Origin of the sequence: Micromonospora inositola, assembly GCF_900090285.1 — a bacterium.
Lineage (GTDB): Bacteria > Actinomycetota > Actinomycetes > Mycobacteriales > Micromonosporaceae > Micromonospora > Micromonospora inositola.
Window position 1 is genome coordinate 2419155 of the sequence record NZ_LT607754.1, and the last position, 22113, is coordinate 2441267.

The following is a 22113-nucleotide window of genomic DNA, read 5'->3' on the forward strand; positions in this document are numbered from 1 at the left end:
GTCAGTCCACCCGGAACGGACATCCGCCGGGTCGGCGCGGCGTCAGTAGACCAGCGCCTGCGCGCCCTCGGCCATCGCCTCCTCGACGAAGACCGCCGCCCCGGCGATGCGCACGTCGGGGATCACGTCGCCGGGACCGATGTCCCGGCGGGCGGCGCACTGGGTGCAGGCGGTGACCTTGCCGGTGGTCAGGATCACGTGCAGCAGCTCGGCCAGCGGCGCGGAGTGCGGCAGCTCGAACTCCTGCGCCTTCCCGGGCAGCGCGAACCAGGTCGACTCGCCGGTCAGCCAGAGCGACACGTCGACCCCGGCGGCCGCCGCCGTGGCGGCGACCGTGAAGGCCTGGGCGCACCGCTCCGGGGCGTCCGCGCCGGCGGTGGCCTTGACGACAAGAGTGCGGGCCATGGCGCCAGCATAGGATGGCCGGGATGGTTACCGAGATCGGGTTCGTCAGCCTGCTGGTCGCCGGCCTGGGCGCGCTCGCCGGTGGCCTGGTCTACGTCGCTGTTCGCATTTCGAGAGGTAATTGGTGAGCGCGAGGAGTGAGCCGGGTTTGCGAGCCCCGCAGTCGCGAACGGGGATGGCGCTGTGAGTGAGAATCCACTGCAGCCGCCGTGGCTGAACGCGCCGCCGGTCGACCCGTACCCGTACGAGGAGAGCCACGACCTGCGCGTCGGCCCCAAGCTGCACCCGAGCCTGGACGGCCTGCTGCCGTACGTCGGGGTGTGGCGTGGTCGCGGGCGCGGCGGTTTCCCCACCATCGAGGACTTCGACTTCGCGCAGGAGATCCGGATCAGCCACGACGGCCGGCCGTTCCTGTCCTACGAGTCGCGGGCGTGGATCCTCGACGAGCAGAGCCGCCCGGTGCGCCCGGCCGGCCGTGAGGTCGGCTGGTGGCGTCCGGTGCTGGACGGCGAGCGGGTCACCGACGAGCTGGAGGCCCTGATGACCACGCCGACCGGCGTGATGGAGCTGCACATCGGCAAGCGCAAGGGCACCCAGATCGAGTTCGCCACCGACGCGGTGGTCCGCACGGCGACGGCCAAGGAGGTCACCGCCGGTGCCCGCCTCTTCGGCATCGTCGAGGGCGCCCTGCTCTACGCCCAGGAGATGGCCGCCGTCGGCCACCCCCTCAGCCCTCACCTCTCCGCCCGGCTCATCCGCGTCGCCGGCTGACCCGAGCCGTCACGGGACGGCGAAGGCCAGGAGCGCCTGGAGGATCGGGGTTCGGTCCGATCGGGGCAGGTCGCTGCCGTCGAGGGAGCTGACCTCGGCGAGGCCGCGGAGGGACGAGGTGAGCCACGCGCCGTCCGCGACGCGCAGCTCGGCGGGGGTGACCAGCCGTTCCTCGGTGCTGAGACCCAGGTCGCCGGCGTGGTCGAGGAGCCAGCGGGCGGTGACGCCGGGCAGGATGCCGGTGGTCGCGGCCGGCACCGTGCAGAGCGTCGAGCCGGCCAGCCAGACCACGTTCGCGCTCGGACCCTCCAGCACGTACCCCTCGGTGGAGAGCCAGAGCACGTCGTCCACCCCGTTGCGGGCCGCCCAGCGGCGGGCCGCGGTGCTCACCCCGTAGGAGGTGGACTTGGTCCCGGCCGGCAGCCAGCCGAGCGCGGGACGGGCCCCGGCCGGCACCCCGAGGGGGAGGGTGGCCACGGTCACCCCGTCCCGCCGGGCCCGCTTCGCCGCCGCCGGGACCTCGCCGAGGGTGGCCCAGACGGTCGGCGGCCCGCCGCCCTCCGGCCCCCGCGTGCAGACCAGCCGCAGCGCCCCCTCCACCTCGGCCGGCCAGTCCGCGCGGACCGCGTCCAGCAGCTCGACCAGGGCGCCGTCGGGCGGCAGCGACAGCTCGACGGCCGCCGCGCCGGCCCGCAGTCGGGCCAGGTGGGCGTCGAGCAGCCAGGGGCGGCCGTCGCGCAGGTGCATCGTCTCGAAGAGCCCGTCGCCGTGCAGGGCGCCCCGGTCGTCGCCGCGCAGCACCGGCTCCCCGGCCGGTACGACGCCCCGCCCGAGCATGGCCACCCGCGATGCCACCACGAGCGCCGAGCCTAGTGGCGTACGACATCGGCGGCCGGTCGGGCGCGGCGACCGAACTATGATCGGACGGTGTCCGAATCCTCCCTTGCGGAACTGCTCCGCTCCCGCGGGCTGCGGCTGACGGCGCAGCGGCAGCTGGTCCTCCAGGCGGTGCTGGAGCTGGGGCACGCCACGCCGGAGCAGGTGCACACGGCGGTCCGGGAGGTCGCCGCCGGGGTCAACATCACCACCATCTACCGCACACTTGAGCTGCTGGAACGGCTCGGTCTGGTGACCCACACCCACCTCTCGCACGGCTCACCGACCTACCACGCGGCCGGCGAGCACCAGCACGTCCACCTGGTCTGCCGGGAGTGCGGCGGGATCGACGAGATCGATCCGGAGCTGCTCCGCCCGCTCGCCGACCAGTTGGCCGCCCAGCGGGGATTCCAGGTCGACATCGGGCACGTGGCGCTCTTCGGCGTCTGCGGCCACTGCGAGGACGGGGAACAGAAATGATCGACATCGCGGGAGCGGTGGCCGCCGAGGCGATCGACGAGGAGACCCGGGACCAGCCCGAGCCCGCTCACCGGGCGGCCGGCGTGCGGGGCGTCGCCGCCCACTACGGCGACCCGATGCGCGAGCAGCGCACCCTGGCCACCGCCGTCGGCCTGGTCGACCGGTCGCACCGCGGCGTCATCGCGGTGCCCGGCGCGGACCGGATCGGCTGGCTGCACACCCTGACCAGCCAGCATCTGGCCACGCTGAGCGCCGGCCAGGGCACCGAGCTGCTGGTGCTCTCCCCGCACGGACACGTCGAGCAGCACGCCATGGTCGCCGAGGACGGCGAGACCACCTGGCTGGACACCGAGCCGGGCGCCACCGCCGGCCTCTTGTCGTACCTGGAGCGGATGCGGTTCTTCAGCAAGGTCGAGCCGCGCGACGCCACCGCCGACCACGCGCTGCTCTCGCTGGTCGGGCCGGCGGCCGTCGGTGCCCTCGACACCCTCGGCGTCGCCGGGCTCGCCGAGCCCGACCTGGTCGCGGTGCCGGGCCCGAAGTTCCGCGCCGGTGAGCTGCCCCCGCGGCCCTCCGTCGTGTACGACGTGCAGCCGCTGCCGATCGGCGGCTGGGCCCGGCGGGTGGCGCTCGGCGTGGACCTGCTGGTGGCCCGGGACGCGATGCCCCAGGTGGTGGACGAGCTGCGCGGCGCCGGGGTGCCGGTGGTGGGGCTGTGGGCGTACGAGGCGGTCCGGGTGGCCGCCCGGCGGGCCCGGGTCGGGGTGGACACCGACCACCGGACCATCCCGGCCGAGGTCGGCCTGATCGGTCCGGCCGTCCACCTGGACAAGGGCTGCTACCGGGGGCAGGAGACGGTGGCCCGGGTGCACAACATGGGGAAGCCGCCGCGTCGCCTCGTACTGCTGCACCTGGACGGGGTGACCACCGACCAGCCGCCGGCCGCCGGCACGCCGGTGACCCTGGACGGCCGGGCGGTCGGCTTCGTCGGCACCGCCGTGCACCACTACGAGCTGGGTCAGGTCGCCCTCGCGGTGGTCAAGCGCAACGTGCCCGACGACGCCCGCCTGCTGGTCGGCGAGACCGCCGCCGCGATCGACCCGGAGTAAGGGTGCCTTGTTGACGCCCGTAACGCGGGAAGTTTTCCGCTTTTCCGGGCGGACCTGCATGCTTTCTCCGTCGTGACGCGCTGCGGTCGTCGACCGGAGGCGAACCGGCCGTCTAGGATCGCCGGCATGACGACAGGGACGTTGATCACGGTTGCCCCCACCGGCGCGGAGTCGGCCAAGGCGGAGGTGCCGGCGCTGCCGGTGACCCTCGACGAGCTGCTGCTGACCGCCAAGGAGTGCGAGGCGCTCGGCGCCGCCGTGATCCACGTCCACCTCCGGGACGACGAGGCGAAGCCGACCCTGGACCAGGGGCGGCTGCGGGCGACGGTGGCCGCGCTGCGGGAGAGCACCGACCTGATCGTGCAGCTCTCCTCCGGCGGCGCGGTGACCGACCCGGAGGCGGCCCGGCTCGCCGTGCTCGACGCCGGGCCCGACATGGCCTCCTGCACCATGGGCACGGTCAACTTCGGCGACGACGTCTTCCTCAACCGCTGGGAGTTCATCGTCGACCTGCACACCCGGATGCAGGAGAAGGGCATCGTGCCGGAGTACGAGATCTTCGAGCTCGGCCACCTGACCGCCCTCCAGCGCCTGCTCGGCAAGTACGGCCTGCCGCACGGCGGGCACGTGCACGTCGACTTCGTGATGGGCGTGCCGGGCGGGATGCCGGGCACCACCGCCACGCTGGTCGCCGCCCAGCAGATGCTCCGTGACCTGCCGGCGGGGACCACCTTCTCGGCGACCGGCATCGGACGCAGCACCATCCCGGTGATGCTCGCCTCGCTGTCGGCCGGCGGGCACCTGCGGGTCGGCATGGAGGACACCGTCACGTACGCCAAGGGCCGGCCGGTGGAGTCCAACATGCAGCTCGTCGCCCGGGCCGTCGGCTTCGCCCAGCTCGCCCAGCGTCCGCCGCTGACCACCGCCGAGGCCCGGCAGCTGCTCGGCCTGTAAGCCCGCCCCAGCCCGGCACCCCTGTACGCCGGCGGCCGACGCCGCTGGTCACCCCGCTGCCGGGCCCGCCGGGCCCGTCGGTACCGTCCACCTCGTGGGAAAGACGTACGAGGGCGGCGTGCCGCTCGCCGAGGTGGTCCGGTCCGGCTTCGTGGAGGGGCTGCACCGCGGCTCGGTGGCGGTGCTGGACGCGGCTGGCGCGACGGTGGCCGGCGCCGGGGACGGGGGCGGTCCGATCTTCCCGCGCTCGTCCAACAAGCCGATGCAGGCGATCGGGATGCTCCGCGCCGGCCTGCCGCTGACCGACCCGGCGGACGTGGCGCTGGTCTCGGCCAGCCACGCCGGCGAGGAGTTCCACCTGGAACGGGTCGCCGCCCTGCTCCGCCGCGCCGGGCTCGACGAGTCGGCGCTGCACTGCCCGCCCGACCTGCCGGTGGGCGACGCGGCCCGGGAGGCCGTGCTGCGGGCCGGCGGCGGACCGACGCGGATCCAGATGAACTGCTCCGGCAAGCACACCGGGATGCTGTCGACCTGTCTCGCGGCCGGCTGGCCGCTGAACGGGTACTGGCGGCCCGACCACCCGTTGCAGCGGCGGCTGGCCGCCGCGATCGAGGAGCTCACCGGCGAGGAGGCGGCGGCGGTCGGGGTCGACGGTTGTGGCGCGCCTGTGCTCGCCGTCTCGCTGACCGGACTGGCCCGGGCGTACCTGCGGCTCGTCTCGGCTGAGCCGGGCACGGTCGAGCGGACCGTGGCCGACGCGATGCGGACGTACCCGGAACTGGTGGGTGGCACCCAGGCCGACGACACCCGGTTGATGCGGGGCGTACCCGGCCTGCTGGCCAAGGTCGGCGCTGAGGGCGTCATCGCCGCGGCCGTCCCCGGGGTCGGCGCGGTCGCCCTCAAGATCGACGACGGCGCCGCGCGCGCCCGGATGCCCGTGCTGGTCTCCGCGCTGCGCCGGCTCGGCGTCGACGCCCCGGTCCTGACCGAGTACGCCGACGTGCCGCTGCTCGGCGGCGGCCTCCCGGTCGGGGCGGTCCGCGCCGTCTGGTGAGCCGCGCGGCCCGCGCTCGTCCCGTCCGCCCGGCTTGAACGGCCGGCGCAGCCCGGCGTGTCGGCCCCGGACGGCGGTGGTGTCGGTGACCGGTGCGGCGGAGGGTGGCGGCCAATGGGCGACACGCCCGGTCGGCGCCCAGTCCGGCCGCGGCGCCGCGGGTCAGGGCAGGAGGAAGTCGAGCAGGGCGGCGTTGACCGGTTCGGGGCGTTCGAGCGGCAGCAGGTGGGCGGCGTCCGGGACGTCGGGCAGGCGTACCGCGCCGGGGACCTCGGCCGCGATGCGGTCGGCGAGCCGGCTGATGTCCGGTACGTCCGCCGCGCCGGCCCCGACCAGCACCGGCATCCGCAGCTCGCCCAGCCGGTCGATCGCCGGCGGGTCGAGTTCGCCGACCTCGACGGCGCTCAACGCCAGCTCGGCGGCGAGCGCCCGCTGATCCATCTCCTGGGCGAAGCGGATCAGCTCCGGGTCCACGGTCTCGGGCCGGCGGGTCGGGCCGACCACCCAGAACCGCACCTCGCCGGCGGCGGATGCGGCGAAGTCCTCCGGGTCCACCTCGCCGACCAGGGTCTCCCAGAGCTGCTCGGTCTCCTCCGACCACTCGTGGCCGGAGGCCGGGGCGCCGAAGAGGGCCAGCGCCGGGACCCGCTCCGGGTGGGCCAGCGCGGTGTCCACCGCGACCTTGCCGCCGAACGAGCACCCGACCAGGGCGGCCCCGTCGAGGCCGAGCGCGTCCAGCAGGCCGACCACGTCCTCGTGGTGGGCGAACGGGTCCGGCGGCAGCTCGGAGTCGCCGTAGCCGCGCAGGTCGAGAGCGACGACCCGGTGCCGGGCGGCGAGCGCGGGAACCTGCTCCCGCCACATCCGCCGGTCGGCGATGCCGGCGTGCAGCAGCAGCACGGGCGTCCCGGTCCCGACCTCGTCGTACGCGAGCAGGGCGCCGTTGACTTCGATCTTGGTCACCCCAGGACGGTACGTACCGGACACCGGGCGCGCAACAGTCGATCTGAGACCTTGCTAACTCCGGTTAGCGTTTCGCTTGCAGTTGCTAGCACCCCGGGATAGCGTCGGGTCATGGCCACCAGCAAGGACCTTCCCGACGTCGGCGGGTTCATTCGCGATCTGCGCCGCAACGCGAAGATCTCGCTGCGGCAGCTCGCCGAGCAGGCCGGCGTCAGCAACCCGTATCTCAGCCAGATCGAGCGCGGCCTGCGCAAGCCGAGCGCCGAGGTGCTGCAGCAACTGGCCAGCGCCCTGCGCGTCTCCACCCCGGCGATGTACCTGCGGGCCGGGCTGCTCGACGACAAGGAGGGTCAGGGCGTGCTCGCGGCGATCGCGGTCGACCCCGAGCTGACCATGGCGCAGAAGCAGTCGCTCACCCAGATCTACGAGACGTTCCGCCGGGAGAACGCGCGGCTCGCCGAGGCGACCGCCGCCGCCGAGCCGTCGGCGCCGTCCGCCACCGAGCCCGCCGAGGCCCCGCAGGCGCCGGCCACCGTCACGCCGGCCGCCACCGGCCCCACGACGCCGGACGGCACCCCGACCGAGGCGGTCCTCGAGTCGGTCGCCGTCACCGAGGCCGGCCCTGCCCCCGCCCCGACCACCACCGCCCGCCAGCAGAAGACCGCGCCGAAGGCCGCCGGTGCGGCCGAGGAGGAGAAGTCATGACCCAGCCCAAGACCAACCGCATCCCCGCGCCGCTCTACGCCGCCGCCGGCGCCGGCGAGCTGGCCCTACAGCAGCTGCGCAAGCTCCCGACCGTGGTCTCCGGCCTCGGCACCAGGGTCGTCGCCGACCTCGGCGGCAAGGCCGTCGTCACCGGCTTCGAGCTGCGCCAGAAGGCCACCGAGACGCTGAGGACCGCGAACCTGACCGCGACCGGGCTTCGGGAGAAGGCCGTCCCGGCCGACCTCGACCTGGACAAGCTCCGCGAGGCCGCCAGCCGGAACGCCGCCGCCGTGCTGGCCGCCGCCGAGACCGCCCCGGAGCGCGCCCGGGCCGCCGCGCAGGCCGCGCAGGTCCAGGCCGAGCGCGCCCGGGCCGCCGCGCTGGCGGGCGCCGAGGCCGCGCAGGCCCGGGCCCTGGCCGCGTACGCCGAGCTGATCGCCCGCGGGGAGCGGGTCGTCGGCGCCGGCGTGCTGGAGGCCGCCGACACGGTGAACGCGGACATCGAGGCGACGGAGGCCGTGCCGGCCGCGACCACCACGCCGGCCGGCCCGGTCGAGGTGCCGACCCCGGCCGACGTGGCCGAGGTCGTCGAGGCCAAGCCGGCCGCCGCCAAGACCCCGCGGACCCGGGCCACCAAGGCCACCGCCACCAAGGCGGCGACCGCCAAGCCGGCCGCCAGCCCGTCGGCGAAGCTGCCGAAGACCACCAAGCGGACCCGCCCGGCCGCCGAGTAGTCGATCCTGGATCGACGGCCCCGGAGGCGTCCTGCGGGACGTTTCCGGGGCCGTCGGCATAAGCTTGCCGACATGGCCTACGCCGCGCCGATCTTCGCGTACGAAGTCCGCTATGTGATCGAGCTGATCCTGCTCGTCTTCGCCCTGGTCATCGAGGGCGTGGCCCTGGTGCACGCCATCACCCAGCGCTCCGACGCGTTCTCCGCGATCGGCACCCTGCCCAAGGGTGGCTGGATCGCCATCCTGGCGGTCTGCCTGGTGCTCACACTGCTAGGCGTCGGGGGCGGCGTGCTGAGCATCTTCACCCTGATCGGCATCGCGGCCGGTCTGATCTACCTGCTCGACGTCCGGGTCGGGTTGCGCGACCTGCACGACGGCAAAGGCTTCTGGTGAGGGGTTTCCGCTGGCCCCCGCCGCCGGACGGCGGTCCCCGCACCTGGGGGCCCGGCCCGGGGGCGCCCCGCACCGGCCGTCCGGCGCTGCCGGAGCCGGAAACGGAGCTGGTTACCACCCCGCACGGCGTACGGCTGGAGCGGCTGGTCACCGGCACCGGCGACCCGGTCACGGTGTTCGCGCACGGGCTGGGCAACGGCATTGCCACCACCCGCCCGTTCGGCAGCGCGGTCACCGGCCGCAAGGTCTTCTTCCAGTTCCGCGGGCACGGCCGCTCCGACTCGCCGCCCGGCCCGTGGACCTATCTGGACCTGGCCCGCGATCTGCGGGCCGTCGCCGATCTCGGCGGCGCCACCCGGGCCTTCGGTGCCAGCCTGGGCGCCGGCGCGCTCTGCCGGCTGCTGGTGGAGAGCCCGGAACGCTTCGAGAGGCTGGTCTTCTTCCTGCCCGCCGTGCTGGACCAGCCGCGCGGCGAGGTGGCCCGGGCCCGGCTGACCGACCTGCTCGACGCGGTGGAGAGCGGCGACGCGGCCGCCGTCGCCGACGTCGTGTCGATGGAACTGCCGCCCGCCGTGCGGAACACCCCCGCCGGGTGGGCGTACCTGCGGCAGCGGCTGGACCAGCTGCTCCGGGACGGGCTCGCCCCCGGGCTGGCCAGCCTGCCGGAGCAGGCGCCGCTGCGGGACGCGGGCGTGCTCGCCCAGGTCACCGCGCCGGCGCTGGTGATCGGCTGCGCCGGTGACGACCTGCATCCGGTCGCGGTCGCCGAGGAGCTGGCCGCCGCGCTGCCGAACGCGACCCTGCACGTGTACGACCGCCCGGGAGTGCTCTGGTCGGAACGCGCCGACCTGCGGGAGCGGATCTCGGGGTTCCTCAACGGGTAACGTCCCCTGTCATGGGCGTCACACACCACGGCCGTACCCACCGTCTCGACCTCGCCGATCCCACGCTGCGCGAATGGGAGTGCACGGTGCTGGCGGCCGACCCCGAGCAGGGCATCGTGCTGGACCGGTCGGCCTTCTACCCGGGCGGCGGCGGGCAGCCGCCGGATCACGGGGTGCTGCTCTGGCAGGGCGTGCAGACCCGGATCGTCGGCACCCGCAAGGGCGACGACCTCTGGCTGATCCCGGCCGAGGGGGATCCGGTGCCGCCGCCGGGGACTGCGGTGACCGGTGCCGTGGAGGACGACCGCCGGACAATGCTGATGCGTACCCATTCGGGGTTGCACGTGCTCTGCGGGGTGGTGTTCCGCGACTTCGGCGCGCTGGTCACCGGCGGCAACATGGAACCCGGTGAGGCCCGAATGGACTTCAACCTCCCCGAGGTGCCGCCGGACTTCAAGAGCCGGATCGAGGAGCTGGTCAACGCCGAGGTGGCCGCCGACCGGTCGGTCGCCGTCCGGGTGCTGCCCCGGGCCGAGGCGCTCGCCCTGCCGGACATCATCCGTACCCAGTCGAACCTGATCCCCGCGGACGAGCAGGAGGTCCGGATCGTCGACATCGTCGGCCTGGACGTCCAGGCCGACGGCGGCACGCATGTCGCGTCGACCGCCCGGATCGGCAAGGTTCAGGTGGTCAAGGTGGAGAGCAAGGGCCGCGCCAACCGCCGGGTCCGCGTCCGCCTCTCGGACTGACCAGCGCAGCCGCCTCGCTGACTGAGGTTCGGATCGGACGGTGTCCCCGGCATCGTGGGCCGGTGCCGGGGACCCAACGTCACACCAGGTCGACGCGTTCTCGCTCGATCGGACAGCCGGCCCCGTCGTAACAAGGCAGCGAGCCATGCCGCCCAGGCAGACAACCCTCGGGCTGCAAACCGGACTTCGGCTGTCAGGTATTGCTGACATCGTCGACCGCATGACGAAACCGCTGACAGGAAAGATCGCGCTCGTCGCCGGGGCGACCCGGGGCGCCGGCCGGCAGATCGCGGTCCAGTTCGGCGCGGCCGGGGCCACCGTCTACGTCACGGGCCGCACCACCCGCGAGCGCCGGTCCGAGATGGACCGGCCGGAGACCATCGAGGAGACCGCCGAGCTGGTCACCGCCGCCGGTGGCGCCGGCATCGCCGTGCCCGTCGACCACCTGGACCCCGATCAGGTACGCCGGCTGGTCGAGCGGATCGACGCCGAGCAGGGCCGCCTCGACGTGCTGGTCAACGACATCTGGGGCGCCGACCCGTTGATCACCTGGGAGAAACCGGTCTGGGAGCAGCCCCTCGACGCGGGCTTCCGCACCCTGCGGCTGGCGGTGGACACCCACATCATCACCAGCCACTTCGCCCTGCCGCTGCTGATCCGCCACCCGGGCGGACTCGTCGTCGAGATCGGCGACGGCACCAAGGAGTACAACGACGCCACCTACCGGCTCTCGGTCTTCTACGACCTGGCCAAGGTGTCGGTCAACCGGCTCGCCTTCACCCAGGCGCACGAGCTGGCGCCGCACGGCTGCACGGCGGTGGCGCTCACCCCCGGCTGGCTGCGCTCCGAGGCGATGCTGGAGCACTTCGGGGTCACCGAGGCCACCTGGCGGGACGGCGCGGCGAAGGATCCGCACTTCGTCATGTCGGAGACGCCGGCCTTTGTCGGGCGCGCGGTGGTCGCCCTGGCCGCCGATCCGGAACGGGCCCGCTGGAACGGCCGGTCCGTCGACAGCGGCGGGCTGGCCCAGGTGTACGGCTTCACCGACCTCGACGGCACCCGACCGCACTGGTCCCGCTATTACGACGAGGTGGTGGCCGCCGGGAAGCCGGCCGACGACACCGGCTACCGCTGACCGGCGGCCGGCCCGGCCGGCGTCACCGGTGCGTCGGCGTAGCGCGCCGCCGACCGGCGGGCCGCGTCGGCGAAGCGCGCCCGCAGCTCCGGCGGGTCGAGCACCTCCACCTCCGGCCCGAGCCGGAGCAGCACGTCGTACGCCACCGGCACGGACTCGACGGGCAGCCGGGTCACCACCCACCCCTGCCCGTCGGGTTCGCCCGCGCCGGCCACCGCCGCGCCGTACGCCAAGGGGGCCTCCGCGACGTGCCGCAACGCCCGCAGGCCGGCAGGGCTGAGCCGGACGGTTACCTCGGCCCGCAGCATGCCCCGCAGGAACGCCTCGGCCTGCTCCCGCCAGTACGCCCCCAGGTCGAAGCCCACGTCCCGGGCGAAGGTCTCGTCGCCCACCTCGACGCCGACCACCCGGTCCACCCGGTACGTCCGGTGCCCGTCGCCGACCCGGCCCACCAGGTACCAGACCCCGCTCTTCAACACCAGCCCGTACGGCTGCACGGTGCGGCTGACCTCCCGGTCGCCGCGCCGGTAGCGCAGCTCCACCACCCGGTCCCGCCACACCGCCCGGGCCAGCTCGGTCAGCCACGGCGGCGGTTTCGCCTCCCGGAACCAGCCCGGCAGGTCGAGGTGGAACCGCTGGCTGGTCCGGGCCGACGCGTCCCGCAGGCTCGGCGGCAGCGCAGCGAGGACCTTCAGCTCGGCGGCGGCCACCGCGTCGGCGAGTCCCATGTCCCCGGCCGGGCCGGGCAGCCCGGCCAGGAAGAGCGCCTCCGCCTCGTCCCGGGTCAGCCCCGTCAGCCGGGTCCGGTAGCCGCCGAGCAGCCGGTAGCCGCCGGCCCGGCCCCGGTCGGCGTAGACCGGCACCCCGGCGGCGGAGAGCGCCAGCACGTCCCGGTAGACCGTCCGCTCGGAGACCTCCAGCTCCCGCGCCAGCTCGGTCGCGGTCATCGTCTCCCGCGACTGGAGCAGCAGGACCAGCGAGATCAGCCGGGACGCGCGCACCCGTCCATCCTGCCCGCGTCGCTTCCCCCGGCGCGAAGGCGGGGGACCGTTAGGCTCTGCGGTCGTGAACGCACCCCGCCTCGTCGCCCCGGTCACCGGCGCCGTCGGCCGATTCCTCGCCGGCGCCGGGCTGCTGCTGCGCGGCCTCGGCCTCTACGTCCGCAGCCCCGGGCTGATGCTGCTCGGCATCGTCCCGGCGCTGATCTCCGGCGCGCTCTTCATCATCGCCTTCGCCACCCTGGTGTACTTCGTGGACGATCTCGCCGCGCTGGTCACCCCCTTCGCGGACGACTGGTCGGCGACCCCGCGCGGCCTGGTCCGGGTGATCGCCGGGCTGGCCTTCCTGGGGCTCGGCGGGCTGCTCGGCGTGGTCACCTTCACCGCGGTCACCCTCGTGATCGGCGACCCGTTCTACGAGAAGATCTCCGAGCGGGTCGAGGAGCGGTACGGCGGCACCCCGGGCGCGGTCGACGTGCCGTTCTGGGCGTCGCTGCGCCGCAGCGTCGTCGACTCGCTGCGGCTGGTGGCGATCTCGGCGCTGGTCGGCGTCCCGCTCTTCGCGGCCGGCTTCATCCCGGTGGTGGGGCAGACCGTCGTACCGGTGATCGGGGCGGCGGTGGGCGGCTGGTTCCTCGCCCTGGAGCTGGTCGGCGCGCCGTTCTACCGGCGCGGCATGCGGCTGCCGGACCGCCGCTCGCTGCTGAAGGCGGACCGGCCCACCGCGCTGGGCTTCGGCGTGGCGGTCTTCCTCTGCTTCCTGATCCCGCTCGGCGCGGTGCTGGTCATGCCGGCCGCCGTGGCCGGGGCCACCCTGCTCGCCCGCCGGTCGCTCGGCCAGCCCATCGAGGAGCGCTGACATGGATATCACCCTGGTGGCGGGGGACATCACCGCCCAGCGGGTCGACGCGATCGTCAACGCGGCCAACTCCTCGCTGCTCGGCGGCGGGGGAGTGGACGGGGCGATCCACCGCAAGGGCGGGCCGACGATCCTCGAGGAGTGCCGGGCGTTGCGGGCCTCCCGGTACGGCCGCGGCCTGCCCACCGGCCAGGCGGTCGCCACCACCGCCGGCGACCTGCCCGCCCGTTGGGTGGTCCACACCGTCGGCCCGGTCTTCTCCACCGGCGAGGACCGGTTGGCGCTGCTGCGCGACTGCTACGCGAACAGCCTGGCGGTCGCCGACGAGCTGGGCGCCGCGACGGTGGCCTTCCCACTGATCTCGGCCGGCGTCTACGGCTGGCCGGTCGACGACGCGGTACGCCAGGCGCTGACCGTGCTCCACGCGGCGACCCCGGCGCGGGTCACCGAGGCCCGGCTGGTGCTCTTCGGCGCCGACACGTACGCCACCGCGCAGCGGGTCGCCGCCGCGGGCTGAGGTGGTGGCTCGGCTCCGGCGGGTCAGATCACCCCCGACGCGGGCGGTCGTCCCGTCAGCTCAGCTGGGCGAGGCAGGACCACTGGGCGGCCACCGGCCGGTAGCCGAGTCGCACGTTGATCGCGAGCATCGGGGCGTTGGACTCGTCGTTCGAGGTGTAGGCGACGGTGACCCCGCGGGCGTGGGCGCGGTGCAGCGCGGCGAGCTTGGCCAGCCGGGCCAGCCCCCGGCCACGGAACGCCGGCAGGGTGGCCGTCATGTCCGACCACATCCGGTCGCCGTCCCGCTTGACCAGGCTGAAGGCGACCAGCTCCCCGTCGACCTCGACGGCCGCGCTGGCCTCCCGGTCCTGCCCGAGGTTGTCCCAGACCTCGTAGCGCCAGCTCGCGTAGCCGATCGAGTCGGTGGGCGCGTCGCCCGGCTCGTCGGCGGCGGCCGCGACGTGGACAGCGTGCATCCGGCGCGGATCGAGCCCGGCCAGTGGCAGCAGCCGTACCCCGTCCGGGGCGTCCGGCAGCGGCGGCGTCGCCCGCAGATCGAGCGCCGAGTAGCGCAGCTCCCGGCTCGGCGTGAAGCCGTGCCGGCGGGCGAACGGCAGCGACTCCGTCAGCGCCCAGGCCCGCACCCGGTGGATCCCCAGCGGACGCAGGTGGCCGAGCGCCTCGTCCAGCAGCGCGGCGCCGATGCCCCGGCCGCGGTGCTCCGGGTGGACGTGCAGCAGGGAGACGTCCCCGAAGTCCGCCTCCGACGTGTGGCCGTTCCGGTAGGTCGACACCCAGCCGACCACCCCGCCGTCGATTTCGGCGACGAACGCGGTCCACTCTTCGCCCGGGGGCGGCTCGGCGATCATCCGGCGGGTCGACTCGACCCCGCGCACCAGGTACGGGTAGACCAGCGCGCGCAGCGCCACCACGGCGGGCGCGTCGTCGGGGTGGGCGGCACGGATCAGCATGTCAGCCCACCTCCCGGACGGCGGCGATCGCCTCCACCTCGACGAGTTGGTCGGGGTAGCCGAGCACCGTCACCCCGAGCAGGCTGCTCGGCGGGTCGTGGTCGCCGAAGGCGTCCCGGACCACCTCCCATACGGCCACCAGGTCGGCCCGGTCGGTCGTGGCGACGTACACGGTGGTCTTCACGACGTCGGTGAGCGCGGCCCCGGCGGCGGCCAGGGCGGTCTCCAGGTTGGCCATCACCTGGCGCGCCTGAGCGGCGGGATCACCCGGGGCGACGGTCCGCCCGGCGGCGTCCAGCGGGCAGGCCCCGGCGGTGAAGACCATCCGGGCCGGCGGGGCGACCCCGGCCGCGTAGGCGTACTCGGCGACGTCGGAGAGTTCGGGAGCGCGGATCAGGTGCACGGTGCCGGTCACCGGGCGACGTTAGCGCCGGCCGCACCGCACCGCGACGGGTTATCGACGGGGTCGGCCGAACCCGCGACTCCCTCCGCCACGTCAGGCGGAGTCGCGGACGATGAGTTCGATCGGCAGGATCAGGGCCTGCTCGACGTCCTCGCCGGCCGCCATCCGCAGCAGTTGCCGGGTCATCGCCCGACCCAGTTCCACTATCGGCTGCCGGACGGTGGTCAGCGGCGGCTCGGTGTACGCCGCGGTCTCGATGTCGTCGAAGCCGATCACCGCCACGTCCGCCGGCACCCGCCGCCCGGCTTCCCGGAGGGTACGCAGGGCGGCGTGCGCCATCAGGTCGGAGGCGGCGAAGACGGCGTCCAGATCCGGGTGCGCGGCGAGCAGTTGGCGCATCGCGGCCGTCCCGGACTCCCGGGTGAAGTCGCCGAACGCGACCAGCTCCGGCAGTCCGGCCTCGGCCATCGTCTCCCGGTACCCCACGAGCCGCTCGATGCCGGCGACCATGTCCTGCGGCCCGGCGATGGTGGCGATCCGCCGTCGGCCGCCCTCGATCAGGTACCGCACCGCCCGGGTCACCCCGCCGACGTGGTCCACGTCGACGTACGGCAGCTGCGCGCCGTCCAGGGGCCGACCGCTGCACACCACCGGGATGCCCAGCCGGGACAGGACGCCCGGCAGCGGGTCCTCGCCGTGCAGCGAGGCGAAGAGCACCCCGTCCACGTGCCGCCCGGTGGTGTAGCGCTCGACCCGCTGGTGCCCGGCCGGCGAGCCGGCCAGCATCAGCACGAGCTGCTTGTCGGCCGCTTCCAGCTCCTGGCTGACGCCCCGGATGATGCCCGGGAAGACCTGGTCGTCGGAGAAGACCCGGGTGGCCTCCTCTGGCATGACCAGGGCGACCGAGTCGGTCCGCTGGGTGACCAGGCTGCGGGCGGCCAGGTTCGGCACGTACCCCAGCTCGTCGACCGCCCGGCGGACCGCCTCCCGGATCGACTCGGCGACGGTGGTGGAGCCGTTGACCACCCGGGAGACCGTGGCCCGGGACACCCCGGCCCGTCGGGCCACCGCCTCCAGGGTCGGTCGTTGTGCCGTCGTCATCCCCGTTACCACCATCTCGTCACAGCCCGTTCCGGGAGATCACCTCCTGGTACCGCCGGGCACTTTCCTTCGGTGTGCGCCGCTGGGTCAGGTAGTCGACGTGGACGATCCCGAACCGCTTCCGGTAGCCCTCGGCCCATTCGAAGTTGTCCAGTAACGACCATACGAGATAACCGCGCACGGGTAGTCGGCGCCGATCCGCTCCAGCAACCGGGCCAATCCGAAAACGGCAGGAGAGTGGCCTTCCGGCGGGGGAAGGCCACTCTCCGCGTGACGTCGTGCGGGCCCCGGCCGGCGCCGGGGTCGTCGGCTCACCCGACCCGCAGGCCGTCGAGCAGGCGGCGGTCGCCGCTCACCCCGAGGGTGTCGAAGCTGACCCGGCCCATCAGGGCCAGCAACAGGTCGCTGGCGGTGCCGGTGACCTGCGCGCGGGCGTGGTGGTCGTCGTGATCGAGGATGGTGGCGGTGTCGAGCAGGGCCACCCCCTCGCCGCGCAGCCGCAGGTACCAGTACTGGGCTGCGTCGGTCGCGGTCAGCTGGACCACGCCGTGCCACTGGCCGGATGACGTCCGCTTGCCCGCCGGCAGCCAGGTGTCCAGCACCTCGCTCACGCCGTCGGCGGCGAGCTTCGCCTCGATGGGGTCGCCGGCGCCGATGGCGAGCTGGGCGTCCCAGCGGTGGACCGCCGTCTCGTGCGCCATCCGCCGCGGCCAGAAGCCGGCCTTCTTCGGCTGCGGCGCGAAGTTCCACGCCGGCGCCTCCGGATCCAGCCCGTCGAAGAGGGCCATGAGCTGGTCGTACTCCTGCCGATACCACTGCGCCGGCGTCAGCCCCGCCGGCGGCTCCGCGTCGTGGCGCTCGGGCCTCGTCGTGGTCCCCGCGCTCAGGACCTGGCGGGCCCAGGCGTAGACCCTTGCGAGGTGGCGGCCGAGGTCGGAGACCGTCCAGCCAGGACAGGAGAGCACCGGTGTCTCCGGCGGCGCCTCGGCGACGGCGGCGGCGAAGGCGGGGCCGTCGGTCCGCAGCGCGCCGATCCAGAAGTCCTTGGTGCCGTGCAGTCTGCTCATCGCAATCCTCCCGGGGGTGACCGGGCCACCAGTGGGTGCCGCGGCTACCCCTCAGCCTAGGGTGAAAGGCGTGTCAGACGTCTACGCCAAACCGACGACCGGAGCCGACCCGACCGACCCGGCCACCCTGGCGAGATACACCACGCTCCGCCTCGGTGGCGCCGCCGGACGGTTGGAGACCGCCACCAGCGCCGATGAAATCGTACATAAGGTGCAGGAGGCGGAACGGCGGGACGACCCCGTCCTGATCCTCGCGGGCGGCAGCAACGTGGTCATCGGCGACCAGGGCTTCCCCGGCACGGTGGTCCTGGTCCGCTCCCGGGGACTCCGGGTGGTCGCCGAGGACACCGACACGGTCACCCTGCGCGTCGAGGCCGGCGAGCCCTGGGACGAGCTGGTCGCCGCCACCGTGGCCAACGGCTGGTCCGGGCTGGAATGCCTTTCCGGCATCCCCGGCTCGGCCGGCGCGACCCCGATCCAGAACGTCGGGGCGTACGGCCAGGAGGTCGCGGAGACCATCACCGGCGTCCAGGTGTACGACCGCACCGACGGCAGCGTCGGCCGGATCGACGCGGCGGACTGCGGTTTCGCGTACCGGGGCAGCATCTTCAAGTACAGCGACCGCTGGGTGGTGCTCTCGGTCGACTTCCGGCTGACCCGCTCGCCGCTCTCCGGCCCGGTGCGCTACGCCGAGCTGGCCCGGGCGCTCGGCGTCGAGGTGGGCGACCAGGTGCCGCTGGCCGACGCCCGCGCGACCGTGCTGCGGCTGCGCGCCGGCAAGGGCATGGTGCTCGACGCCGCCGACCCGGACACCTGGTCGGTCGGCTCCTTCTTCACCAACCCGGTACTGGAACGCGAGGCGTACGAGCTGCTCCGGGAGCGCGCCGCCGACCTCGGTGAGCCGCCCTCCTGGCCGGGGGCCGGCGACGTGGTGAAGGTCAGCGCCGCCTGGCTGATCGACAGGGCCGGCTTCGCCAAGGGGCACCCCGGCCCGGAGGGCGTCGCCATCTCCAGCAAGCACACCCTCGCCCTCACCAACCGCGGCGGCACCGCCAGCACCGCCGCCCTGGTGGCCCTGGCCCGCGAGATCCGCGACGCCGTCCACGACCGCTTCGGCGTCGCCCTCCACCCGGAACCCGTCCTCATCAGCTGCACAATCTGACCCCGCCTCAGCTCCGAGCCGGGCGGGCGGGTCAGGTGGGGGTTACGGCGGGCCAGGGGATGGTGAGTTCGCCGTGGCGCCAGCGGCGGGGGCGGTCAAGGACGGGCCAGCCGGCTGACCGGACGGCGCGGACCGTCTCCAGCCAGCGGTGGCGGGGGCCGAACGGGGCGAAGCCGGCGGCGGCCTGCCACGCGTCGTCGAGGGCGCGGATCAGGTCGTGGATGCGCTCGCCGGGGACGTTGCGGTGGATCAGTGCCTTGGGCAGCCGCTCGGCGAGCTGGGCGGGGCTCTCCAGCGTCGTCAGGCGAGCCGCCAGGGTCAGCGTGCGGGGACCGGCCGCGTCGAGCAGCACCCAACTGCCGAGCCGGCCCAGCTCGTCACAGGTCCCCTCGACCAGCAGCCCGCCCGGGGCGAGCCGGTCGGTGACCGTACGCCAGGCGCCGGCAACCTCGCCCTCGTCGTACTGCCGCAACACGTTGAACGCGCGGACCAGGGCGGGGCGCAGGCCGGCCAGCTCGAAGCCGCCCCGGGCGAAGGTCAACCCGGGAGGGTCGGCGGCCGGCTGGGCGGCGGCGACGCGTACCGGATCGATCTCCAACCCGACCACCCGGACGTCGGCGCGGACCCCGGCCGCCAGCCGGGCCCGCAGCTCGACTGCGGTGACCGGGGTGGCGCCGTAGCCGAGGTCCACCACCAGCGGGTCGGCCGCCGACCGCAGCGCGTCCCCGCAGGTCTCGACGATCCAGTTGTCCACCCGCCGGAGCCGGTTCGGATTCGTCGTTCCCCGGGTGACCACGCCCAGCGGCTTCACTGGACGGTCTCCGTTCACGACTGCGGGGCTCGCAAACCCGGCTCAACCTCGCATTCCGGCTCGGCCGCGTCCCACGCGAGCCGTCCCGGAATGCGCGTCCTCGCGCTTCACAGATCCACCCGGTGCACCTTGTGCTGGGCGGCCTGGGCCAGCGGGCGCACCACCAGCCGGTCCACGTTGACGTGGTGCGGGCGGGTGGCGCACCAGGCGATGCAGTCGGCGACGTCCTCGGCGACCAGCGGCTCGGCCACCCCGGCGTAGACCGCGGCGGCCTTGTCCGCGTCGCCGCCGAAGCGGACCAGGCCGAACTCGTCGGTCTTCACCATCCCCGGGTCGATCTCGATGACCCGCACCGGCCGCCCGCTGAGCTCCAGGCGCAGGGTCCCGGCGATCGCGGTCTGGGCGTGCTTCGCGGCGGCGTAGCCACCCCCGCCCTCGTACACGGTGAAACCGGCGGTGGAGCTGACGATCACGATGGTGCCGGCGCCGGAGGCCACCAGCGCCGGCAGCAGCGCCTGGGTGACCCGGAGCGTGCCGAGCACGTTCACGTCGTACATCCACTGCCAGTCGCCCACCGAGCCGGCCTCGACCGGGTCGAGGCCGCGGGCCCCGCCGGCGTTGTTGACCAGCAGGGTGACCGGCCCGGGCGCGGCGGCGGCGGCGGTTGCCAGCCCGGCCACCGACTCGTCGGAGGTGACATCGCAGGCCACCGCGCTCGCGCTGCCGCCGGCCTTCTCGATCTCGGCGACCAGGTCGGCCAGCCGGTCGGTACGCCGCGCGGCGGCGAGCACGTGGAAGCCCTCGGCGGCCAGCCGACGGGCGGTGGCGGCGCCGATCCCGCTGGACGCCCCGGTGACGATCGCGACTGAGGTCATCCGGTCATTCTGCCCCCGGCCCGGGCTCCCCGCGGTGATGAGGTCCGTCACGCCGGGGCCCCGGCGCCACGCATCTCCGAAGCCCGATGGGGAAGATGACATCCGGCGTGGAGGTTGACCGAGAAGCGCCGGTCGTGCGGGACGGCATCAACCGTGACAGAGGGAGCGGACGTGGCGGAGTTGCACACCGGTGTCGGTCGTCAGCGAGGTGCCCTGCCGTGGCCCCGGCCGCGCCGCATCGCCACCCTCTCCGTGCACACCTCCCCCCTGCACCAGCCCGGCACGGGCGACGCGGGGGGCATGAACGTCTACATCCTGGAGGTCGCCCGCCGGCTGGCCGAGGCCGACGTCGAGGTGGAGATCTTCACCCGGGCCACCTCCGGTGACCTGCCCCCGGTGGTCGAGATGGCGCCTGGCGTGCACGTCCGGCACATCACCTCCGGCCCGCTCGAAGGGCTCACCAAGGAGGAGCTGCCCGGCCAGCTCTGCGCCTTCACCGCCGGGGTGCTCCGCGCCGAGGCGGCCCGCCCGCCCGGCCACTACGACCTGATCCACTCGCACTACTGGCTCTCGGGGCAGGTCGGCTGGCTGGCCAAGGAGCGCTGGGGGGTGCCCCTGGTGCACACCGCGCACACCCTGGCGAAGGTCAAGAACGCCCAGCTCGCCGCCGGGGACCGGCCCGAGCCGAAGGCGCGGGTCATCGGCGAGGAGCAGGTGGTCGCGGAGGCCGACCGGCTGGTCGCCAACACCCGGGTCGAGGCCCGCGACCTGCTCGACCGGTACGACGCCGACCCGGACCGGGTGGCCGTGGTCGAGCCCGGCGTCGACCTGGACCGGTTCCGCCCCGCCGCCGGGGACCGGGAGGCCGCCCGGCGCGCCGCCCGCCGCCGGCTGGGACTGCCCACCCACGGGTACGTGGTGGCCTTCGTCGGCCGGATCCAGCCGCTCAAGGCGCCCGACGTGCTGATCCGGGCCGTGGCCGCGCTGCGCGACCGGGACCCCGCGATCGCCGCCGAGCTGACCGTGGTGATCTGCGGCGGCCCCAGCGGCAGCGGGCTGGACCGGCCGACCGCCCTGATCGAGCTGGCCGCCTCGCTCGGCGTCACCGACCGGGTGTGCTTCCTGCCGCCGCAGACCGGCGAGGATCTGCCCGCCCTCTACCGGGCCGCCGACCTGGTCGCGGTGCCGTCGTACAACGAGTCGTTCGGCCTGGTCGCGCTGGAGGCCCAGGCCTGCGGTACGCCGGTGCTGGCCGCCGCGGTGGGCGGCCTGGTCACCGCGGTCCGGGACGGGGTGAGCGGGGTGCTGATCGACGGCCACGACCCGGTCGACTGGGCCAGCACGCTCGCCAAGCTGCTGCCGGACCCGCTCCGGCGGGCGGACCTGAGCCGGGGCGCCGAGCGACACGCCAACGACTTCTCCTGGCACCGGACGGTCTCCGGCCTGCTGACGGTCTACGGCGAGGCGATGGCCGACCACCGCGCCCGGCTCGCCGCCCGGTTGGCCGGCGACCCCGCGCTCTCCTGCTCCTGGTGAGGCGTCCGCCGCCCGATGGGCGGCCGGGTCCGGCCGTAAAGTGGGTCCGATGAGCCGTAGGAGCGACGTCGCCGCCCTGATCGAGTCCGTCTGCGCCGAGCGTGAGCTGGACTGGGAGTCGACCGGCAAGGGGTCGTACGCGGTCACCCTGCCGGGCACGCACAAGCTCAAGACGATCTGCAACCTGATCGTCGGCGAGCACGCGTTGCGGGTCGAGGCGTTCGTGATGCGCCAGCCGGACGAGCGCCGCGAGGAGCTGTGGGCCTGGCTGCTGCAGCGCAACGCCCGGATGTACGGGGTCTCCTTCTCGATCGATGCGGTCGGCGACGTCTATCTCACCGGCCGGGTCAACCTGGCCGGAATTGACGAGGACGAGCTGGACCGGCTGCTGGGCGCCGTGTTGACCTACGCCGACGAGTCGTTCGACAGCATGCTGGAGATCGGCTTCGGCGCGGCGATCCGCCGCGAGTGGGAGTGGCGGGTCAAGCGGGGCGAGTCGACGGCCAACCTGGCCGCGTTCGCCCACCTCTTCGAGCCCTCCGGCGGTGCCCACCGGGCGGCGGACGGCGTCGGCTCGACCACCGGAGGTTCGGAGCCGTCCTGACGGGTATGCCGCACCG

27 protein-coding genes and 1 pseudogene are annotated in these 22113 nt (G+C 74.3%); 17 read left to right on the plus strand and 11 right to left on the minus strand.

Features of this window, described 5'->3' with window-relative positions:
* Positions 1–42 precede the first annotated feature (42 nt).
* Positions 43–405 carry a DsrE family protein gene (locus GA0070613_RS11570; RefSeq protein WP_089012293.1) on the minus strand — a complete coding sequence of 121 codons (363 nt, stop codon included), beginning with the start codon at positions 403–405 and terminating at the stop codon, positions 43–45.
* A 23-nt stretch (positions 406–428) separates the two neighbouring features.
* Here GA0070613_RS11570 and mtfM point away from each other — a divergent pair, with 23 nt between their 5' ends.
* Complete coding sequence (gene mtfM / locus GA0070613_RS33940) at positions 429–533, plus strand: small membrane protein MtfM (RefSeq protein WP_269456547.1); 105 nt, start codon at positions 429–431, stop codon at positions 531–533.
* 55 nt (positions 534–588) lie between these two features.
* On the plus strand, positions 589–1176 hold the full coding sequence (locus GA0070613_RS11575) for an FABP family protein (RefSeq protein ID WP_089012294.1): 588 nt from the start codon (positions 589–591) through the stop codon (positions 1174–1176).
* Between the two features lie 9 nt (positions 1177–1185).
* Here the strand turns inward: GA0070613_RS11575 and GA0070613_RS11580 are convergent, their stop codons facing one another.
* Positions 1186–2034 (minus strand): aminotransferase class IV, encoded by an 849-nt coding sequence (locus GA0070613_RS11580; RefSeq protein ID WP_089012295.1) that lies wholly within the window; start codon positions 2032–2034, stop codon positions 1186–1188.
* A gap of 69 nt (positions 2035–2103) precedes the next feature.
* On the opposite strand from GA0070613_RS11580, the gene GA0070613_RS11585 reads away from it, so the two are divergent.
* The 4 genes from GA0070613_RS11585 (at position 2104) to GA0070613_RS11600 (ending at position 5649) form a co-directional block, all read left to right on the plus strand.
* A complete protein-coding gene (locus tag GA0070613_RS11585; protein ID WP_089012296.1) occupies positions 2104–2532 on the plus strand; it encodes a Fur family transcriptional regulator in 429 nt (142 codons plus the stop codon).
* Entirely contained in the window at positions 2529–3641 is a 1113-nt protein-coding gene (gene ygfZ / locus GA0070613_RS11590) for a CAF17-like 4Fe-4S cluster assembly/insertion protein YgfZ (RefSeq protein ID WP_089012297.1), read from the plus strand. Before GA0070613_RS11585 ends, ygfZ begins: the two co-directional genes overlap by 4 nt.
* 126 nt (positions 3642–3767) lie before the next feature.
* Complete coding sequence (locus GA0070613_RS11595) at positions 3768–4595, plus strand: BKACE family enzyme (RefSeq protein WP_089012298.1); 828 nt, start codon at positions 3768–3770, stop codon at positions 4593–4595.
* A 94-nt stretch (positions 4596–4689) separates the two neighbouring features.
* Positions 4690–5649: an asparaginase gene (locus GA0070613_RS11600; RefSeq protein WP_089012299.1), complete on the plus strand. Its 960-nt coding sequence runs from the start codon at positions 4690–4692 to the stop codon at positions 5647–5649.
* 162 nt (positions 5650–5811) lie between these two features.
* Here GA0070613_RS11600 and GA0070613_RS11605 read toward each other — a convergent pair whose 3' ends face one another.
* The gene (locus tag GA0070613_RS11605) at positions 5812–6612 is read right to left on the minus strand and encodes an alpha/beta fold hydrolase (protein WP_172875796.1); all 801 of its coding nucleotides are present in this window, start codon (positions 6610–6612) and stop codon (positions 5812–5814) included.
* Between the two features lie 111 nt (positions 6613–6723).
* Between GA0070613_RS11605 and GA0070613_RS11610 the strand changes: the two genes are divergently transcribed.
* The 6 genes from GA0070613_RS11610 (at position 6724) to GA0070613_RS11635 (ending at position 11212) form a co-directional block, all read left to right on the plus strand.
* Entirely contained in the window at positions 6724–7317 is a 594-nt protein-coding gene (locus tag GA0070613_RS11610) for a helix-turn-helix domain-containing protein (protein WP_089012301.1), read from the plus strand.
* Positions 7314–8051 carry a hypothetical protein gene (locus tag GA0070613_RS11615; RefSeq protein WP_089012302.1) on the plus strand — a complete coding sequence of 246 codons (738 nt, stop codon included), beginning with the start codon at positions 7314–7316 and terminating at the stop codon, positions 8049–8051. The genes GA0070613_RS11610 and GA0070613_RS11615 overlap by 4 nt, the downstream gene beginning before the upstream one ends.
* A 72-nt stretch (positions 8052–8123) precedes the next feature.
* Positions 8124–8444 carry a DUF2516 family protein gene (locus GA0070613_RS11620; protein ID WP_089012303.1) on the plus strand — a complete coding sequence of 107 codons (321 nt, stop codon included), beginning with the start codon at positions 8124–8126 and terminating at the stop codon, positions 8442–8444.
* The gene (locus GA0070613_RS11625; RefSeq protein ID WP_089012304.1) at positions 8441–9328 is read left to right on the plus strand and encodes an alpha/beta fold hydrolase; all 888 of its coding nucleotides are present in this window, start codon (positions 8441–8443) and stop codon (positions 9326–9328) included. The genes GA0070613_RS11620 and GA0070613_RS11625 overlap by 4 nt, the downstream gene beginning before the upstream one ends.
* An 11-nt stretch (positions 9329–9339) precedes the next feature.
* The gene (locus GA0070613_RS11630; protein WP_089012305.1) at positions 9340–10077 is read left to right on the plus strand and encodes an alanyl-tRNA editing protein; all 738 of its coding nucleotides are present in this window, start codon (positions 9340–9342) and stop codon (positions 10075–10077) included.
* Between the two features lie 220 nt (positions 10078–10297).
* Positions 10298–11212, plus strand: coding sequence for an SDR family oxidoreductase (locus GA0070613_RS11635; RefSeq protein ID WP_089012306.1), 915 nt, complete (start codon positions 10298–10300; stop codon positions 11210–11212).
* On the opposite strand, the gene GA0070613_RS11640 is transcribed toward GA0070613_RS11635, so the two are convergent.
* On the minus strand, positions 11203–12213 hold the full coding sequence (locus GA0070613_RS11640; protein WP_089012307.1) for a helix-turn-helix transcriptional regulator: 1011 nt from the start codon (positions 12211–12213) through the stop codon (positions 11203–11205). The genes GA0070613_RS11635 and GA0070613_RS11640 overlap by 10 nt on opposite strands.
* Before the next feature lie 64 nt (positions 12214–12277).
* Between GA0070613_RS11640 and GA0070613_RS11645 the strand changes: the two genes are divergently transcribed.
* Both GA0070613_RS11645 and GA0070613_RS11650 read left to right on the plus strand, forming a co-directional pair.
* On the plus strand, positions 12278–13069 hold the full coding sequence (locus GA0070613_RS11645; RefSeq protein ID WP_089012308.1) for an EI24 domain-containing protein: 792 nt from the start codon (positions 12278–12280) through the stop codon (positions 13067–13069).
* Between the two features lies 1 nt (position 13070).
* Entirely contained in the window at positions 13071–13586 is a 516-nt protein-coding gene (locus tag GA0070613_RS11650) for an O-acetyl-ADP-ribose deacetylase (RefSeq protein WP_089012309.1), read from the plus strand.
* A 55-nt stretch (positions 13587–13641) separates the two neighbouring features.
* Here GA0070613_RS11650 and GA0070613_RS11655 read toward each other — a convergent pair whose 3' ends face one another.
* The 5 genes and pseudogenes from GA0070613_RS11655 to GA0070613_RS11675 all read right to left on the minus strand — a co-directional run bounded on the left by GA0070613_RS11655 (position 13642) and on the right by GA0070613_RS11675 (position 17109).
* The gene (locus tag GA0070613_RS11655) at positions 13642–14538 is read right to left on the minus strand and encodes a GNAT family N-acetyltransferase (RefSeq protein WP_089012310.1); all 897 of its coding nucleotides are present in this window, start codon (positions 14536–14538) and stop codon (positions 13642–13644) included.
* Position 14539: 1 nt separating this feature from the next.
* Positions 14540–14941 carry a RidA family protein gene (locus tag GA0070613_RS11660; protein WP_231929820.1) on the minus strand — a complete coding sequence of 134 codons (402 nt, stop codon included), beginning with the start codon at positions 14939–14941 and terminating at the stop codon, positions 14540–14542.
* Positions 14942–15034: 93 nt separating this feature from the next.
* The gene (locus tag GA0070613_RS11665) at positions 15035–16042 is read right to left on the minus strand and encodes a LacI family DNA-binding transcriptional regulator (protein WP_089012312.1); all 1008 of its coding nucleotides are present in this window, start codon (positions 16040–16042) and stop codon (positions 15035–15037) included.
* Positions 16043–16061: 19 nt separating this feature from the next.
* Positions 16062–16259: pseudogene (locus tag GA0070613_RS11670) on the minus strand (family 1 glycosylhydrolase); the annotation flags it as partial.
* Positions 16260–16353: 94 nt separating this feature from the next.
* Positions 16354–17109, minus strand: coding sequence for a maleylpyruvate isomerase family mycothiol-dependent enzyme (locus GA0070613_RS11675; RefSeq protein ID WP_089012313.1), 756 nt, complete (start codon positions 17107–17109; stop codon positions 16354–16356).
* A gap of 70 nt (positions 17110–17179) precedes the next feature.
* Here GA0070613_RS11675 and GA0070613_RS11680 point away from each other — a divergent pair, with 70 nt between their 5' ends.
* Positions 17180–18271 carry a UDP-N-acetylmuramate dehydrogenase gene (locus GA0070613_RS11680; protein WP_089012314.1) on the plus strand — a complete coding sequence of 364 codons (1092 nt, stop codon included), beginning with the start codon at positions 17180–17182 and terminating at the stop codon, positions 18269–18271.
* Positions 18272–18302: 31 nt separating this feature from the next.
* On the opposite strand, the gene GA0070613_RS11685 is transcribed toward GA0070613_RS11680, so the two are convergent.
* Positions 18303–19082, minus strand: coding sequence for an SAM-dependent methyltransferase (locus GA0070613_RS11685; RefSeq protein ID WP_089012315.1), 780 nt, complete (start codon positions 19080–19082; stop codon positions 18303–18305).
* 107 nt (positions 19083–19189) lie between these two features.
* Positions 19190–19957 carry an SDR family NAD(P)-dependent oxidoreductase gene (locus tag GA0070613_RS11690; RefSeq protein WP_089012316.1) on the minus strand — a complete coding sequence of 256 codons (768 nt, stop codon included), beginning with the start codon at positions 19955–19957 and terminating at the stop codon, positions 19190–19192.
* Between the two features lie 171 nt (positions 19958–20128).
* On the opposite strand from GA0070613_RS11690, the gene mshA reads away from it, so the two are divergent.
* Both mshA and GA0070613_RS11700 read left to right on the plus strand, forming a co-directional pair.
* Complete coding sequence (gene mshA / locus GA0070613_RS11695; protein WP_089012317.1) at positions 20129–21493, plus strand: D-inositol-3-phosphate glycosyltransferase; 1365 nt, start codon at positions 20129–20131, stop codon at positions 21491–21493.
* A 49-nt stretch (positions 21494–21542) separates the two neighbouring features.
* A complete protein-coding gene (locus GA0070613_RS11700) occupies positions 21543–22097 on the plus strand; it encodes a type III secretion system chaperone family protein (RefSeq protein WP_089012318.1) in 555 nt (184 codons plus the stop codon).
* Positions 22098–22113 lie beyond the last annotated feature (16 nt).

Bases quoted from the DNA above. Each gene is read 5' to 3' on its own strand.
- GA0070613_RS11655 (WP_089012310.1), bottom strand. From the start codon at position 14,538: ATGCTGATCCGTGCCGCCCACCCCGACGACGCGCCCGCCGTGGTGGCG.
- GA0070613_RS11650 (WP_089012309.1), top strand. From the start codon at position 13,071: ATGGATATCACCCTGGTGGCGGGGGACATCACCGCCCAGCGGGTCGAC.
- GA0070613_RS11610 (WP_089012301.1), top strand. From the start codon at position 6,724: ATGGCCACCAGCAAGGACCTTCCCGACGTCGGCGGGTTCATTCGCGAT.
- ygfZ (WP_089012297.1), top strand. From the start codon at position 2,529: ATGATCGACATCGCGGGAGCGGTGGCCGCCGAGGCGATCGACGAGGAG.
- GA0070613_RS11700 (WP_089012318.1), top strand. From the start codon at position 21,543: ATGAGCCGTAGGAGCGACGTCGCCGCCCTGATCGAGTCCGTCTGCGCC.
- GA0070613_RS11635 (WP_089012306.1), top strand. From the start codon at position 10,298: ATGACGAAACCGCTGACAGGAAAGATCGCGCTCGTCGCCGGGGCGACC.
- GA0070613_RS11630 (WP_089012305.1), top strand. From the start codon at position 9,340: ATGGGCGTCACACACCACGGCCGTACCCACCGTCTCGACCTCGCCGAT.
- GA0070613_RS11620 (WP_089012303.1), top strand. From the start codon at position 8,124: ATGGCCTACGCCGCGCCGATCTTCGCGTACGAAGTCCGCTATGTGATC.
- GA0070613_RS11595 (WP_089012298.1), top strand. From the start codon at position 3,768: ATGACGACAGGGACGTTGATCACGGTTGCCCCCACCGGCGCGGAGTCG.
- GA0070613_RS11690 (WP_089012316.1), bottom strand. From the start codon at position 19,957: ATGACCTCAGTCGCGATCGTCACCGGGGCGTCCAGCGGGATCGGCGCC.
- GA0070613_RS11615 (WP_089012302.1), top strand. From the start codon at position 7,314: ATGACCCAGCCCAAGACCAACCGCATCCCCGCGCCGCTCTACGCCGCC.
- GA0070613_RS11675 (WP_089012313.1), bottom strand. From the start codon at position 17,109: ATGAGCAGACTGCACGGCACCAAGGACTTCTGGATCGGCGCGCTGCGG.
- GA0070613_RS11570 (WP_089012293.1), bottom strand. From the start codon at position 405: ATGGCCCGCACTCTTGTCGTCAAGGCCACCGCCGGCGCGGACGCCCCG.
- mtfM (WP_269456547.1), top strand. From the start codon at position 429: ATGGTTACCGAGATCGGGTTCGTCAGCCTGCTGGTCGCCGGCCTGGGC.
- GA0070613_RS11665 (WP_089012312.1), bottom strand. From the start codon at position 16,042: ATGACGACGGCACAACGACCGACCCTGGAGGCGGTGGCCCGACGGGCC.